The sequence below is a fragment of the Achromobacter animicus genome, from assembly GCF_040775605.1.
Classification (GTDB): Bacteria; Pseudomonadota; Gammaproteobacteria; order Burkholderiales; family Burkholderiaceae_B; genus Achromobacter; species Achromobacter animicus.
The window spans coordinates 253,637-268,350 of record NZ_JAYGJK010000001.1; the positions used below are offsets into that span (position 1 = coordinate 253,637).

At 64.3% G+C, this 14,714-nt stretch carries 12 protein-coding genes; 11 read left to right on the plus strand and 1 reads right to left on the minus strand.

All coding sequences use genetic code 11. The annotated features are described in order from the left end of the window. The first annotated feature begins 108 nt into the window (after positions 1 to 108). The 11 genes from glmS to AB3147_RS01215 all read left to right on the plus strand — a co-directional run bounded on the left by glmS (position 109) and on the right by AB3147_RS01215 (position 13,594). Positions 109 to 1,941 (plus strand): glutamine--fructose-6-phosphate transaminase (isomerizing), encoded by a 1,833-nt coding sequence (gene glmS, locus AB3147_RS01165; protein ID WP_367351251.1) that lies wholly within the window; start codon positions 109 to 111, stop codon positions 1,939 to 1,941. 321 nt (positions 1,942 to 2,262) lie between these two features. Then, positions 2,263 to 2,763 carry a sigma-70 family RNA polymerase sigma factor gene (locus AB3147_RS01170; protein WP_438860958.1) on the plus strand — a complete coding sequence of 167 codons (501 nt, stop codon included), beginning with the start codon at positions 2,263 to 2,265 and terminating at the stop codon, positions 2,761 to 2,763. Then, on the plus strand, positions 2,760 to 3,704 hold the full coding sequence (locus AB3147_RS01175; protein WP_367351252.1) for a DUF4880 domain-containing protein: 945 nt from the start codon (positions 2,760 to 2,762) through the stop codon (positions 3,702 to 3,704). The genes AB3147_RS01170 and AB3147_RS01175 overlap by 4 nt, the downstream gene beginning before the upstream one ends. A gap of 81 nt (positions 3,705 to 3,785) precedes the next feature. Continuing rightward, positions 3,786 to 6,149 carry a TonB-dependent siderophore receptor gene (locus AB3147_RS01180; protein ID WP_239216438.1) on the plus strand — a complete coding sequence of 788 codons (2,364 nt, stop codon included), beginning with the start codon at positions 3,786 to 3,788 and terminating at the stop codon, positions 6,147 to 6,149. A 540-nt stretch (positions 6,150 to 6,689) separates the two neighbouring features. After that, entirely contained in the window at positions 6,690 to 7,451 is a 762-nt protein-coding gene (locus tag AB3147_RS01185) for an enoyl-CoA hydratase/isomerase family protein (protein WP_175137083.1), read from the plus strand. Continuing rightward, on the plus strand, positions 7,448 to 9,067 hold the full coding sequence (locus AB3147_RS01190; protein ID WP_367351253.1) for an AMP-binding protein: 1,620 nt from the start codon (positions 7,448 to 7,450) through the stop codon (positions 9,065 to 9,067). Before AB3147_RS01185 ends, AB3147_RS01190 begins: the two co-directional genes overlap by 4 nt. After that, on the plus strand, positions 9,064 to 9,999 hold the full coding sequence (locus AB3147_RS01195) for a hydroxymethylglutaryl-CoA lyase (protein ID WP_367351254.1): 936 nt from the start codon (positions 9,064 to 9,066) through the stop codon (positions 9,997 to 9,999). Before AB3147_RS01190 ends, AB3147_RS01195 begins: the two co-directional genes overlap by 4 nt. Before the next feature lie 52 nt (positions 10,000 to 10,051). Then, complete coding sequence (locus AB3147_RS01200; protein WP_175137086.1) at positions 10,052 to 10,579, plus strand: MarR family winged helix-turn-helix transcriptional regulator; 528 nt, start codon at positions 10,052 to 10,054, stop codon at positions 10,577 to 10,579. A 73-nt stretch (positions 10,580 to 10,652) separates the two neighbouring features. Continuing rightward, entirely contained in the window at positions 10,653 to 11,387 is a 735-nt protein-coding gene (locus AB3147_RS01205) for an enoyl-CoA hydratase/isomerase family protein (protein WP_367351255.1), read from the plus strand. Then, entirely contained in the window at positions 11,384 to 12,580 is a 1,197-nt protein-coding gene (locus tag AB3147_RS01210; protein ID WP_367351256.1) for a CaiB/BaiF CoA transferase family protein, read from the plus strand. Before AB3147_RS01205 ends, AB3147_RS01210 begins: the two co-directional genes overlap by 4 nt. 42 nt (positions 12,581 to 12,622) lie before the next feature. Next, positions 12,623 to 13,594, plus strand: coding sequence for a Bug family tripartite tricarboxylate transporter substrate binding protein (locus AB3147_RS01215; RefSeq protein WP_367351257.1), 972 nt, complete (start codon positions 12,623 to 12,625; stop codon positions 13,592 to 13,594). Between the two features lie 131 nt (positions 13,595 to 13,725). Here the strand turns inward: AB3147_RS01215 and AB3147_RS01220 are convergent, their stop codons facing one another. Beyond that, entirely contained in the window at positions 13,726 to 14,676 is a 951-nt protein-coding gene (locus tag AB3147_RS01220) for an NAD(P)H-dependent flavin oxidoreductase (protein ID WP_175137090.1), read from the minus strand. Positions 14,677 to 14,714 lie beyond the last annotated feature (38 nt).

A 14,714-nucleotide genomic window follows, 5' to 3' on the forward strand; every position in this document is an offset into this window, starting at 1 on the left:
ACATTTGTGTAAGGGAATTAACTGCCAAATTGTCGAACATAAAGAAATCAAATTTCTTTAAGGGTCGCGCACAATGCGTCGGTACTGAACTTACCCGGAGTCACTCCTATGTGCGGCATTGTTGGCGCCGTCGCCCAGCGCGACATCACCCCGATCCTCGTTGAAGGCCTGAAGCGCCTGGAATACCGCGGCTATGACTCCTGCGGCGTCGCTGTCTACGCCGACGGCCATCTGCGCCGCACGCGCAGCACGCAGCGCGTGGCCGAGCTGGCCGACCAGGTTGCGCAGGACAGGATCCAAGGCTTCACCGGCATCGCCCACACCCGCTGGGCCACGCACGGCGTGCCCGCGACGCACAACGCCCACCCGCACTTCTCGCATTTGGGCAATGACGAGCCGCGCATCGCGCTCGTTCACAACGGCATCATTGAAAACCACGACGAACTGCGCGCCGAGCTGCAAGCCGTCGGCTACGTCTTCGAAAGCCAGACCGACACCGAGGTCATCGCGCACCTGGTGAATCACCTGTACTCGGGCGACCTCTTCGAAACGGTGCAGAACGCCGTTCGCCGCCTGCATGGCGCCTATGCGATCGCCGTGTTCTGCCGCGACGAACCGCACCGTGTGGTCGGCGCGCGCCAAGGCTCGCCGCTGGTGGTGGGCGTGGGCCAGAACGAGAACTTCCTTGCGTCCGACGCGCTGGCGCTGGCCGGCACGACCGACCAGATCATCTACCTGGAAGACGGCGACGTCGTCGACCTGCAGCTCTCGCGCGTCTGGATTGTGGATGCCGCCGGCAAGAACGTCGATCGCGAAGTGCATACCGTGCACGTGCATACCGGCGCCGCCGAGCTGGGCCCCTACCGCCACTACATGCAGAAGGAAATCTTCGAGCAGCCGCGCGCGGTCGGCGACACTCTGCAGGACATCGAGTCCATCACGCCCGAACTCTTCGGCGACGAGGCCTACAAGATCTTCAAGGAAGTCGATTCCCTGCTGATCCTGGCCTGCGGCACCAGCTACTACGCCGGCCTGACCGCCAAGTACTGGATCGAATCCATCGCCAAGATCCCGGTCAACGTCGAAATCGCCAGCGAATACCGCTACCGCGACAGCGTGCCGAACCCGCGCTCGCTGGTCGTGACGATCTCGCAGTCAGGCGAAACCGCCGACACGCTGGCCGCGCTGAAGCACGCGCGCTCGCTGGGCATGGAAAACACGCTGACCATCTGCAACGTGTCCACCAGCGCCATGGTGCGCGAGTGCAAGCTGTCGTACATCACGCGCGCCGGCGTCGAAATCGGCGTGGCCTCGACCAAGGCCTTCACCACCCAGCTCACTGCGCTGTTCCTCTTGACGCTCGCGCTGGCGCAGACGCGCGGCAAGCTCACGGATGAGCAGGAAGCCGAGCACCTGAAGGCCCTGCGCCACCTGCCGTCCGCCATCGGTTCGGTGCTGGCGCTGGAACCGCAGATCATGGCCTGGGCCGATCGTTTCGCGTCCAAGGAAAACGCGCTGTTCCTGGGGCGCGGCATGCACTACCCGATCGCGCTGGAAGGCGCGCTCAAGCTCAAAGAAATCAGCTACATCCACGCCGAAGCCTACCCGGCGGGTGAACTCAAGCACGGCCCGCTGGCGCTGGTCACCGAGCACATGCCGGTCGTCACCATCGCACCCAAGGACGAGCTGCTGGAAAAGCTGAAGTCCAACATGCAGGAAGTGCGCGCGCGCGGCGGCGAGCTGTATGTCTTTGCTGATGCCGACAGCAAGATTCAAAGCGCCGAAGGCATGCATGTGATTCGTATGCCGGAACACTATGGCAAGCTGTCGCCGATTCTGCATACGGTGCCGCTGCAGTTGCTGTCGTATCACACGGCATGCGCGCGGGGGACGGATGTGGATAAGCCGCGGAACCTGGCTAAGAGCGTGACGGTGGAGTGATGCGGTAGCGCAGCGCTTATCCAAACGTGAACAGGGCCGCGAATACGCGGCCCTGTTCACATTTGGCACGTGGATCTGCTCAGCATGAAAACGACAAATAAAGTCGGTCGCGCGTGCCTCACGATTGCTTTGCCTAACTACGTGCGGCATCGTCGACGCCAACCTCGACTACATGCATCCCCATCTCACGCGAGCGTTTGCTGAGATTGCCGAGTCGTACCGTGGCGGGGAGTTTTCGCAGGAACAGGGGGTGGAACTGGAAACAGCGGCGCGAGCTATGCGATAATTGATAACGATTCCTATTTGTTTATAGCGCAGCCCGTGGCCTCGACACGCGATAGCCGGTTTTCCACCATTTATAAGAATGACCACCCGTGGCTGGAGCGGCGGCTGCGCAATGGCCTGCGCAACCGCGAGGACGCGGAGGACGTGGCGGGCGAGACGTTTACGCAGTTGCTTTGCCTGCCAGCGTTGGAGCAGCTAAACGAGCCGCGGGCCATGCTGGTCACGATCGCCCGGCGCATTACGTGGCGGCTGTGGCGGCGGCGCGAGCTGGAGCAGGCCTGGCTGGAGACGTTGCGGTTGCAGCCGGAGCCGCTGGAGCCGTCGGCGGAGGAGCGGGTGCAGACCCTGCAAGCCTTGCAGGCGCTGGATGTGGCGCTCGATGGGCTGTCTGCCAAAGCCAGGATGGCGTTTCTGTATAGCCAGCTCGATGGGATGACGCATGTGGAAATTGCGGCGCGGCTGAAGGTATCGCCGACCATGGTGCGCAAGTACATCGTGCAGGCCTTGCGCCGTTGCTGCGAGGTGTTTTGGGTATGACGGCCTTGGATGCGCGCACCCGCGAGGCGGCGATCGAGTGGCAGGTCTGCTTGTCCAGCGGGCAGGCCAGCGATGCAGACCGCGCGGCGTTTGAACGATGGCTGGCGGAGAGCCCGGGCCATGGCGCGGCGTGGCAGCGGCTGAACGCAGCGCTCAATGGTACGTTGCATGCGCTGCGGCCAGGGCTGCTGGCCGACGGCGATGCGCTGCGGCGTTCGCTGGTGGGGCCGCAGCTGGCGCAGCGCCGGCGGCTGGGGAAGCTGGCGCTGGCGGGCGGGGCGCTGCTGCTGGGAGCGGGCGTGGCGGACCGCTATGTGCCGTTGCAATCTCTGGCGGCGGGCTATGTCACCCGCACCGGTGAGCGCCGGCGGGTGGCTTTGCCGGACGGCAACACCATGGAGCTGGATGCGCGCAGCGCGGCGTCGTGGGAGGGGCCGCACGTGGTACGCGTGTCGGCCGGGGCGGCGATTTTTGAGTTGGGGGGCAGCCAGGAGTTGCAGCTGCGGCTGCCGCAAGGCGAGGTCAGGCTTGCCCAGGGGCGCGTCATGGTGCGCTGCGCTGCCGGGCGCAGTTTCTGTCTGTCATTGAGCGGGACCGCCGTGGTGACCACGCTAGCAGGCGTGCGCCAGCCCTTGGCGCCGGGGCAGAGCGTGTGGTTCGATGCGCGGCAGGTGGATGCGGTGCAGAACGGCCAGACACACGCCGCCGCATGGCAGAACGGCGAGTTGGAAGTCCATGACGAGCCCCTGCAAACCGTGGTGGATGCGCTGGCCCGTTACCGGGCGGGCTGGCTGCGGATGTCGCCGCAGGCGGCGCGGCTGCGCGTGACGGGGCTGTTTCCGTTGGACGATGGCGACCGGGCGCTGGAGGCGCTGAGGAATACCTTGCCGATCCGGATGCAGCGGGTGAGCCGCTGGTACGTGATGATCGATCTGGCCTGACTATTTCACGCGCCGGGTGTTTTTTTGATGGAGCCGATGCACATACAGGGAACGCGTACTCACGCAACCACGGAGTGATTCATGCTTTCCCTGAGGTTTCCGGCCGCCTGCGTCATCGCAGCCGCCGCCTGCACCGCCCATGCCCAGGCGCTGCGCCAATACGATTTGCCTGCGGGCCGGCTGGATGTGACGCTGACCCAGATCGCGCGCATCGCGGGCGCGGTGATCTCGTTTCGGGCGGATCTTGTGGCGGGCAAGTCCGCGCCGGCCGTCTCTGGCCGGATGTCCTTAGAAGAAGCCACCGCTCGCGCCCTGGCCGGAAGTGGGCTGGAGCTGCGGCGTACGCCGGACGGCAGCCTGTCGGTAGCCCCGGCTAACACGACGACGCTGGCGCCGGTGTCGGTGGAAGCGGACACGCTGGGCGTGACGGAAGGCACCCATTCCTACACCACGACGGTCATGTCCACGGCGTCCAAGTTCGCGCTGTCTCCGCGCGAGACGCCGCAGTCGGTCAGCGTGGTGACGCGCCAGCAGATCGAGGACCGGGGGTTTCAGTCGCTGGACGATGTGGCGCGCGACACGACCGGGCTGACCACGCGCCAGATCGGCGGCGGGGAACGCACGCAGTTCTTCTCTCGCGGGTTCGAGATCAGTTCGTTCCTGGCTGATGGGGTGCCGCTGGGCTACGACTACGACACGCAGGGCGTGGCGACGTTGGCTATGTACGATCACGTCGAGGTGCTGCGCGGCGCGGCCGGGATGATGACGGGGGCCGGCAATCCCTCGGGCACGATCAACCTGGTGCGCAAGCGCGCCACGGCGGTGCCGCAGTTCTCGGTAACGGCGAGCGCCGGCAGCTGGGACAATTACCGGGGCGAGGTCGACGGCTCGGGCCCGCTGAACGAGGCCGGCACATTGCGCGCCCGGGGTGTGGTGGCGTATCAGGATTCCAATACCTTCAAGAAGGCCTACGAGCACCAGCGCCAGCTCTTCTACGGCACCATCGAAGCCGATCTCACGGCAAACACCACGCTCAGCGTCGGCGGCTACTACAACCGCGAGGACAACCCGGGCGCGGACTGGAATGGGCTGCCCACGCGCCGAGACGGCAGCTTCTACGACTTCAATCGCTCGATCCGCTTGTCGCCGGACTGGGCCTATTGGAACAAGGAAAACACCAGCTTCTTCGCCGAGCTCGACCACCGTTTCGAGAACGGCTGGTCCGGCAAGCTCACCGCCCGCACGTTGCGCGCCAGGATGAACATGCTGGGCAGTTATCTGTACCCCCTGGAAGACTCGACGTTCTTTGGGCAGGGCCTGGGCCAGTATGCCTATGACAAAACCCAGTACAGCGTGGACGGCTACCTGAGCGGCCCCTTCTCGCTGCTGGGGCGCACGCATGAATTGGTGTTGGGCGGCAGCTTCCTGAAGAACAAGGACGACGACGGCCCCGGCGGGTGGCCGTTGGACTACAACATGACGGTCGACCCGGAACACTGGAATTCCAGCGCCGTGGAGAAACCCGCGTTCGTCTACCCCTGGTCGCGCAAGGGATACCAGCGCCAGATGAGCGGCTACGCCACCACCCGCCTGAGCCTTGCCGACCCGCTGACGCTAATGCTGGGCGCTCGGTTGGACTGGTATGAATACGACATGACGCTGAAGTCCGGCGACTACGTCAGCCCGCCCGCGGACTATAAGGTCAAGCACGAGCTGACACCCTACGCGGGCCTGATCTACGACCTGGACCGCCACCATTCCGTCTACACCAGCTGGACCAGCGTGTTCCAGCCGCAGAGCAGCCAGTCAACCAGCGGCGCGCCGCTGGACCCGGTCATCGGCACCAATCTGGAGGCCGGAATCAAGGGGGCGTATTACGACGGACGGCTCAACGCCAGCGCGGCGGTGTTCCAGATCCGACAGCGCAACCGACCGGTCGCGCTGGCCACGTCCGCGTGCAGCCCGGGGGTGATCGAATGCTATGCGCCGTCGGGCAAGGTGCAAAGCCGGGGGGTGGAGTTTGAAGTGGCGGGCGCAATCACGCCGGGCTGGCAGGTGGCTGCCGGCTATACGTACAACCAGTCCAAGTACCTGGAGGATTCGGGCAGCCTCCGTGCGGGCGCGCCCTACGACACGCAGACTCCGCGTCATCTGTTCAAGCTCTCGACCATGTACACATTGCCGGGCGCGCTGAATGCGTGGCGGGTGGGGGGGGCGGTACGTGTGCAAAGCGCGATCAGTGTGCCCGCGTATAACGTGCGCCAGCCGGGTTATAGCGTGTGGGATGCGGTGGTGGCGTATCGGGCCTCACAAAATCTGGATCTGCGCCTGAACGTCTATAACCTGTTCGACAAGTATTACTACCAGGCGATCGGCAGCACCCAGGACAACAACCATTTCGGCGCGCCGCGGTCGTTCTTGCTGACGGCGAAGTACACGTTTTAAGTGTGGCGCAACGTGCGCCTGTACCTCGCCAACATTCGCCAGCCATCGACAGGACGAACGGCCGAAATAATCATTCGCCTCCGGCACCCCAGGGCGCCGGAGAGCGCTTCTGCCGATGCTCGCTGTCAATGCCTGCTGTTGGCTGATAGCTGTCTTATGACGGCGGTGCCGGGTGCCCGCCCGCTTTTTGCGCCACCCCGCTTCAACTTCCCCGCATAATTTTCTTCGCATACCCCGCATGGTTGAAAAGGCCGCTTTCGCGGCCTTTTTCCTTTCGCCCGGGTGCATGTTTCCGATCGGCATCCTGAATGGCACGAAGTCGGCTCCATGCGCCGTGCCTGCCGCGCCCTCCCGTACACCCCGCGCTTCGAAGTCCGGCTGACCATGTCCCGTATCGCAGGGAACAACCGGCATTCCCGGTCGAAAGCAAGCCGTGACCAACCGTCAAAAATATAGTGGATTAAATCAACTAATCGGCATATAGTGACTTTCTGGCCGCGGCTTCTTGCTGTGACGAGAACCGAACATTCAGGAGCAGGCATGACCCAGACTTATCACACGATTCTGTTTGAGGTGCAGGACCGTGTCGCGACGGTGACGTTGAACCGCCCCGATAGCCGTAACGCGCTCAGTTCGCAGATGTGCGCGGAGCTGGTGCACGTCATGGAGGCGATTGCTGCGGATCCCGGCGTGCATGTGGCGCTGATCATGGGCAGCGGCCCGGCCTTTTGCGCCGGCGCCGATCTCAAAGAACGCAAGACCATGAACAACCAGGAGATGACGGCGCGCCGGGTTCAGGGCTTTGCCGCCTATGCCTCCATCGAGCGTTTGCCGCAGCCGGTGGTGGCGGTGGTCCAGGGTCCGGCGTTTGGTTCGGGGTGCGAGATCGCCGCCGCCTGCGACTTTGTGCTGGCGTCCAGCGAGGCCGTATTCTGCTATCCCGAAGTGGGTTGGGGCACGGTCGGCGCGACGCAGCGTCTGCCGCGCGTTGCCGGCGCTCGCAAGGCCAAAGAGCTTTTGTTTACGGGCCGCCGCTTCGGCGCCGAGGAGGCGCGCGAGATCGGCCTGGTCAACCATGTGTATGCGCCCGATGCATTGCGCCAGGAGGCGCAGGCCATGGCGGCCGCCATGGCGCGTGCCCAGCCGCTGACCATGCGGCTGACCAAACGCAGCATCGATCAAGGCCTGGCCACGACGCGCGAAGGTGCGATGGCCATTGAACTGCTGGCCATCGAAGAAAACCTGCGCGGCACGGATTGGCAAGGCGCCATCGCGGGCTTCGGCAAGGAGTCGCAGGCATGAAGGCGATGACTCTGGCTGCCGTATTGGCGCAGACCGTGGCGGCGCGTGGCCCGGAAGAGGCGTTTGTCGCCCCGGGTGAACGCTTGAACTGGAATGAGCTGGCCGCAGGCGCCCGACTCCGCGCGCGGGCGTTGCATGCGGCCGGGGTGCGCGGTGGCGACCATGTCGGCATCTTTCTTGGCAATGGCGGCGACTGGCTGCAGCTGTTCTACGCCTGCGCCTTGATCGGCGCCGTGACGGTGCCGGTCAATACCCGCTTCAAGACCGAAGAGCTCGCCTTCTGCCTGCAACAGGCGGACGTCAAGCTGCTGCTGACGGCCGACACGTTTCTGGGCATCGACTTCCTGGAACTGCTGCAGCAGGTAGAGCCGGCCTTGACTCAGCGCCTGCCGGGCGCGGCGCTGCCGGTACTGGAAAAAGTGGTGGTGCTGGGTGATCGCAACCTGCCGGGCACGACCTCCTGGCAAGACTTCGTCGAAGGCGCACATCGTGCCGACGATGCCGGCTTCGATGCGGCCGTGCGCGCCGTCAGCAGCGATGACGTGCTCCTGATCCAGTACACCTCCGGCACGACGTCCTTTCCGAAAGGCGTCATGCTCAGCCACGGCAATATGCTGGGCAATGCCGCAGCCGTGGCGCAGCGTATCGGCGTGCGGCCCGAAGACCGCTATTTCAGTATCCGGCCGTATTTCCACGTGGCCGGCACCACGCTGTCCATTCTGGTTAGTCTGGTGACGGGATGCTGCCTGTTGACCTTGCCGCGCTTCGAGGTGGGCGAGGCTTTGCGCATGCTGGATGAAGAGCGTTGCACGCTGACCTCCGGCAACGACACCATCTTCCTGATGCTGATGGGCCATCCTGATTTTGACCGCCAGCGGATCCATCTGCGAGGCGGTTGGGCTGCGGCAGGCCCCGAGGTAATGCAGAAGATCCGCGATGTCATGGGTGTGCCTTCAGTGTGCAATGCCTATGGGCAATCCGAAGCTTCGCCCAACATCGTCATGTCGGCCTGGGACGACGAGTTCTCCCTGCGCGCCCAGGGTTGGGCGCTGCCGCATCCCGGCATGGAAATTCGCCTGGTCGATCCGGCCACCGGCGCGGTGGTAGCCGCCGGCGAGCAGGGCGAAATCCAGGCCCGTGGCTGGAGCGTGATGAAGGGCTACTACAAGATGCCCGACGCAACTGCGCGCGCCCTGAGCGCGGACGGCTGGCTCAGCACGGGCGACCTGGGCGAGATGAATGCCGACGGCCGCTTGCGCATGGTGGGACGCTTGAAAGATATGTTCCGGGTCGGTGGTGAAAATGTGGCGCCGGCCGAGGTGGAAGAGGTTCTGCACAGTCACCCGGCCGTGCGCATGGCGCAGGTGGTGGGGGTGCCGGATGCCCGTCTGGGCGAGGTGCCGGCCGCCTTTGTGCTGTTGCGCGAAGACCAGCAAGTCGATACAGCCGAGCTGATCGCCTGGTGCAAGAGCCGTTGCGCCAATTTCAAGGTGCCGCGCTATATGGAAATTGTCGATACCTTCGAGAACATCGGCATGACAGGCAGCTCCAAAGTGCAGAAAAACAAGCTGCGCGCCCATGCGCTCGGACTGTTTGGACTGGGGGAAAAAGCATGACGCGCGATGTGGTGCTGTGCGAGTGTTTTGCCCGCGATGGCTTGCAGCACGAGCCGGATTTCATTCCTACCGACATCAAGACCGAACTGGTCGATGCCTTTGCGGCGCTGGGTTTTGAGCGGGTGGAGGCGACTTCGTATTCCAATCCCAAGGTCGTGCCGCAGTTCGCAGACGCCAGCGACATGCTGGCATCGCTGCCGCGGCGGGACGGTGTCTGGTACAAGGCGACCTGCGCCAACGCGCGGGCCGTGCAACGGGCGCTGGCCGATCTTGAGCGGGGCCAAGGCGCCAATGAGATCAGCCTGCTGGTCTCGGCCAGCGAGTCGCACTCCGAGCGCAACCTGAAGCGCAGTCGCGCCGATCAATGGGGCAACATTGCCGAGATGGCCGGCATGGGGCGCGGCCATTTCCGGATGATAGGCACGATCTCGGTGGCCTTTGGTTGCCCCTTTGAGGGCGCAGTAACGGCCGACAGCGTGCTGCGCGACGCCGAGCGCTACGCGGCGCTGGGCGTGGACATCGTCACGTTGGGCGACACCACCGGCATGGCCACGCCGCAGGCGGTGCGCGAGCTGTACGGCGTCTTGCAACGCGAACTGCCGCAGCTCACGCTGGTGGCGCATTTCCATGACACCCGCGCAACCGGCCTGGTGAATTATGTGGCGGCGCTGGATGCGGGCGTGCGCTGGTTCGACTGCGCCGTGGGCGGGGTCGGCGGGCATCCGGCCAAAGTCAAATATGGCGGCGGCCATACCGGTAATGTGGCGACTGAAGACCTGGTCAATCTGTTCGAATCCATGGGCGTTCGCACCGGCCTGGATCTGGACGCGCTGGCTGTCGTATCGCAGCGCTGCCGCGAGGTGCTCGGTCGTGATCTGCACAGCCGTGTGGCCGACAGCGGCTTCAATCCGCTGATCACCGCCGGCGCTTGAGCTGCGTTTGTATATCATGCCCTCGTCACCCCAGCCGCTCCAAGAGGACTCCATGGCAACCCGAAGCAAGCTTTCCCCCCGCCGCGCCCCGCCTGCCGCGCTCAAGGAGCTGTTTTCCTACCGCTTGAACAGGCTGGCATATGTGTCCAGCCGCATTGCTGCAGGTCTGAACGAGAGCCGCTATGGCGTGGGCCCGCGTGAGTGGCGGATCCTGGCCTTGCTGGGTGCGGCGCCCGATATGTCTTTGAATGCACTGGCCAGTGAGGCCAATATCGACAAGAGCCAGGCCAGCCGCACGGTGTCCGACTTGATCGAACGCGGCCTGATCGAGCGCAGCGCCGATGCCCAGGACGCTCGCGGCGTCAGCCTGGACCTGACGCGCGCCGGAAAAAAGCTTTACCAAGAGATGTTTCCGGCCGCCGTCGAGCGCAATGAGGAAATGCTGGCCGTACTGAGCGAAGACGAGCGCGAGGTGCTGGAGCGCGCTTTGGAAAAGATGACTTCGCACATGCTGAACATGCTCAATGACCTGAAGGCTGAAGTGCCGGCACGCCGCGGTCGTGGCGTCCAGCCGCGCTGAAGCGACAGCCTGTCCGCGACAGGCTTTTTTATGCTCATAAAGTTGATTAAATCAATTAATTGGAGGTAGAGACATGGCCGAATTGATTATCGAAAACCAGGGCGCGGTACGCGTGCTGCGGTTGAATCGCCCGGAAAAGCACAATGCCCTGAACACCGCCCTGACCACCGGCTTGCTGGCGGCCCTGCGGGAGGCCGATCAGGATCTGGCGGTGCGCGCCGTCGTGCTGACCGGCAATGGCAAGTCCTTTTGCGCGGGCGCGGACACAACCGAGTTTTCGGCGCTGACGCCCGAGCATCCCGAGGCCGTGCTGGCGCGTGCCAGCCTGACCACCGATCTGCATCTGGTTTTCTCGCGCATGAGCAAGCCGGTGATCGGCGCCGTGCATGGCAATGCGCTGGGCGGCGGCGCAGGCCTGGCGTTGGCGTGCGACATGGTCGTCATGGCTGAGGACACGCGTTTTGGCTATCCGGAATTGCGTCACGGCATCGTGGCTGCCGTGGTGATGGCCAATCTGGTGCGGCAGTTGGGCCGCAAGCAGTCCTTCGAGCTGGTGGCCATGGCCGAAGCCATCGACGGCCAGCGGGCGCTGGCCCTGGGATTGGCCAATCGGGCCGTGCCGGCCGCCGACGTCTTGCCGCAAGCGCTCGCGTTGGCCGAGCGTCTCGCCGGCTGGGAACCCGCCGCCATGGGCCTGACCAAGCGCGCATTCCATCGGTGCGCGGATCTGGCGCTGGAAGATGCGTTGGGCGTAGGCCGCGACGCCAACGTCATCATGCGTGGGTTTCGTCAGGGAGCGGCGCGATGAAGCCGCTTGATGGCGTCACCATCCTGGACTTGTCGCGGGTGCTGGCCTGCCCTTTCGCGTCGATGATATTGGCGGAATTGGGGGCGACGGTGATCAAGGTCGAGCAGCCCGAAGGCGGCGACGAGACGCGCGGATTCGAGCCCAAAGTGCACGGCGAGGGCGGCGACGAGTCGGCTTATTACCTTGCATTCAATCGCAGCAAGCAATCGATCACGGTCAATTTCCGCAAGCCCGAGGGTCAGGATTTGATACGCCGGTTGGCCCGCGACGTCGACGTGGTGATCGAGAATTTTCCGGTGGGCACCCTGGCGCGCTATGGCCTGGACAAAGAACATATCGCGCCCGAGAACGCCGACCTGATTTACTTCTCGTGCACCGGCTTTGGCATGACCGGGCCGTATGCGCCGCGCAAGGGCTACGACACGGTGTTCCAGGCCATGGGCGGCATCATGAGCTTGACCGGCGAGCGCGATGGCGGGCCCGTCAAGCCGGGGTTACCGGTGGCCGACTTGACCTCGGGCCTGTGGGCGGCGATAGGCATTTTGTCCACCCTGGTCGGCCGTGAGCGCAGCGGTCGCGGGTGCCATGTCGATTTCTCGATGCTGGACGGGCAGGTCGGTCTGTTGTCGCTGGCGGCGGCGCGCTACTTCGCCTTGGGTGAAGTGCCGCCGCGCATGGGCACGGAGCATCCGGGACGTGTCCCGTCGGCGGCGTTCGAATGCCGCGACGGCAAATGGGTGCAGATCACCGGCAGCGATCAACACTGGAAACCGCTGTGCGACCTCCTGGATCTGCCGCAATGGAGCGCCGACGGCGAGTTGGCGCGCAATGCCGTGCGGGTGGCGCGCCGCGAGGAAGTCATGGCCGGATTGCAGCAGGCCGTGGCCAGGCTGGACCGCGATGAGCTTTGCCGCCGTTGCGATGCGGCGGGCGTGCCCGCCGGGCCGATTCTGGATGTCGGCGAAATCCTGAACAACGAACACGTGCGCGCGCGCGGCATGGTCGCGAGCTACGACCATCCTCGCATCGGCCGCTTCGGCGCGGTGCCGGTGCCCTTCAAATTCCAGGGTTACGAAGATCCGCAGGTCGAGCGTCCTCCCTTGCTGGGCGAGCATACCGACGAGGTGCTGCGCACCAGGCTGGGATTGTCGTCCGAGGAAATCACGGCGTTGAGGGAGCTTGGCGCCATTTAGCAACACAAAAACAAGCATCCCAATGAGGATCAGGAGACAAAGATGAAAACCTTGAAGCGATTGCTGTGCGGCCTGAGCGTCAGCGCGGTCTGCTGCAGTGCGAGCCTGGCGGCGGACAGCTATCCGAATCAGCCGATCACGCTGGTCAATCCCTATGCGGCGGGCGGCCCTGCTGACGTGCTGGGGCGAGCGCTGGCACGCGAACTGGAAAAGCAGCTTGGCAAGACGATCATTGTCGAGAACAAGGCCGGAGGCGGTGCTGCAATCGGCGCAAACTTCGTGGCGCGCGCCAAACCGGATGGCTACACCTTGCTGCTGGGAACGTCAGCCGCGCATGTGGTGACGCCCTTGATGCAGCGCACGCCGTACGACGGCATCAAGGATTTTGCTTTTGTGACGATCGTGGCCAACCAGCCCAACATGCTGGTCGTGCGCTCGTCCTTGCCGGTTTCGACCTTGCCGGAGCTGATCGCCGTCGCGCAAAAGGAACCGGGCAAGATCAACTACGCGTCGGCGGGGCCGGGCAGTTCGCCGCATCTGGGCGGCGAGTTGTTCCGTCAGCAAGCCAAGGTCGACGTCATGCATATTCCGTACAGCGGCGCCGCACCGGCCATCAATGATCTGGTGGGCGGGCAGGTCGACATGGCCGTCTTGAACCTGGCGGCCAGCGTCCAGTTCATCCGCAGCGGCAAGCTCAAAGCGCTGGCCTATGCCAACCCCAAGCGTTCGACCCTGTTTCCCGATGTGCCCACCATGGCTGAAGCGGGGGTAAGCGGGGCGGAATCGGCGTCGTGGTACAGCCTGGCCGCGCCCAAAGGCACGCCGCCCGAGGTGCTGGAGAAATTGAACAAAGCCGTCCAGGCCGTGAACCAGTCGGCGGAATATCGCAAGCTGATGGACGCCCAGGGGGTCGAGCTCTGGACCATGACTCCGCAGGAAGCCACCCAATTCGTGGAGAAGGATCAGGTCGCCATGCGCAAGCTGGTCGAAAGCGCGGGCTTGTCAAAGAAGTAAGGAAGTCGACGACTTCCGGCATGAAATGCGGTGACTCCCGAAGATTGAATAAGTCGATCTTCGGAAGTCACCGCGTAGAAAGATGACTGCTCGCCCCGATCAACGGCTGCAGGTTATGAAACGCCCTTCGTTCAGACCAGCGCGCTGACCCGCTTGATCGCAGCCAAGGTTTCCTCGACCAGGCGCTGCATCAATTCGCCGGCGGGCACCAAGTCACCAATCAGTCCGGCGCTTTGCCCAGCTTCGACTTTGCCCTGCTCGACGTTGCCTTCCAGCGCCGCTTGCTTCAAGGTGCTTTGCGCGAACAACGCATCCAGTTCATCATCGCCGCTGCTGCGCTCGGCACTGAGGTACTGCTGGGCAAAGGCGTTGCGCAGCATGCGCACCGGCGAGCGCCCGCGGCCTACCAGAGTGGTATCACTTACGCTTGCCTGCATCACCGCCGCTTTGTAGGCGGCGTGTACGCTGGCCTCGGGCGTCAGCAAGAACCGCGTTCCGAGTTGCGCGCCGGCTGCACCCAAGCAAAGCGCGGCGGCAATCCCCGCGCCGTCCGCAATGCCGCCCGCCGCGACGACCGGCACGTCCACGCGCTGCACGGTCGCTCGCAGCAGCACATGGGTGGCGATCTCGTCGGGGCCAGGGTGCCCCCCGGCCTCCAGGCCGACCGCGATCACGCCGTCGACACCGGCAGCCTGGGCTTTCTCGGCATGGACGGGGCTGGCAATAACTTGAAGCCATTTCATCCCGGCATCGTGGACTCGGCCCAGATGCTCTCGCGGTCCACCTTGCGAAGCGATGATGATGGGCGCGCCTTCCGCGATGGCGATGTCCAGATGCTCGCGTGCGCGCTTGTTGTAGAGCGGAATGTTCACCGCGTAGGGGGCGTCAGTCAGGCTGCGCAGTTTGCGCAGCGCGCCTTGCAGTGCCTCCGGGTACATCGGTCCGGACGCCACAACGCCCAGGCCGCCGGCTGCGGAAACGGCGGCCGCCAGTTCCGCATTGGAGGAGGCCCAGCTCATGCCGGCTTGAACAATGGGATATCGGATGCCTAAAAGGCGGGTCAGCGGAGTCTGCAAGGTCATGATGGCATCTCATCGGAAAGCAACCATTCTCGTGCAGA

What these genes read in the sequence shown, in the direction of transcription:
- AB3147_RS01190 (WP_367351253.1), top strand. Translation starts at nt 7,448, where the DNA reads ATGAAGGCGATGACTCTGGCTGCCGTATTGGCGCAGACCGTGGCGGCG.
- AB3147_RS01185 (WP_175137083.1), top strand. Translation starts at nt 6,690, where the DNA reads ATGACCCAGACTTATCACACGATTCTGTTTGAGGTGCAGGACCGTGTC.
- AB3147_RS01195 (WP_367351254.1), top strand. Translation starts at nt 9,064, where the DNA reads ATGACGCGCGATGTGGTGCTGTGCGAGTGTTTTGCCCGCGATGGCTTG.
- AB3147_RS01175 (WP_367351252.1), top strand. Translation starts at nt 2,760, where the DNA reads ATGACGGCCTTGGATGCGCGCACCCGCGAGGCGGCGATCGAGTGGCAG.
- AB3147_RS01210 (WP_367351256.1), top strand. Translation starts at nt 11,384, where the DNA reads ATGAAGCCGCTTGATGGCGTCACCATCCTGGACTTGTCGCGGGTGCTG.
- AB3147_RS01205 (WP_367351255.1), top strand. Translation starts at nt 10,653, where the DNA reads ATGGCCGAATTGATTATCGAAAACCAGGGCGCGGTACGCGTGCTGCGG.
- AB3147_RS01200 (WP_175137086.1), top strand. Translation starts at nt 10,052, where the DNA reads ATGGCAACCCGAAGCAAGCTTTCCCCCCGCCGCGCCCCGCCTGCCGCG.
- AB3147_RS01215 (WP_367351257.1), top strand. Translation starts at nt 12,623, where the DNA reads ATGAAAACCTTGAAGCGATTGCTGTGCGGCCTGAGCGTCAGCGCGGTC.
- AB3147_RS01220 (WP_175137090.1), bottom strand. Translation starts at nt 14,676, where the DNA reads ATGACCTTGCAGACTCCGCTGACCCGCCTTTTAGGCATCCGATATCCC.
- glmS (WP_367351251.1), top strand. Translation starts at nt 109, where the DNA reads ATGTGCGGCATTGTTGGCGCCGTCGCCCAGCGCGACATCACCCCGATC.
- AB3147_RS01180 (WP_239216438.1), top strand. Translation starts at nt 3,786, where the DNA reads ATGCTTTCCCTGAGGTTTCCGGCCGCCTGCGTCATCGCAGCCGCCGCC.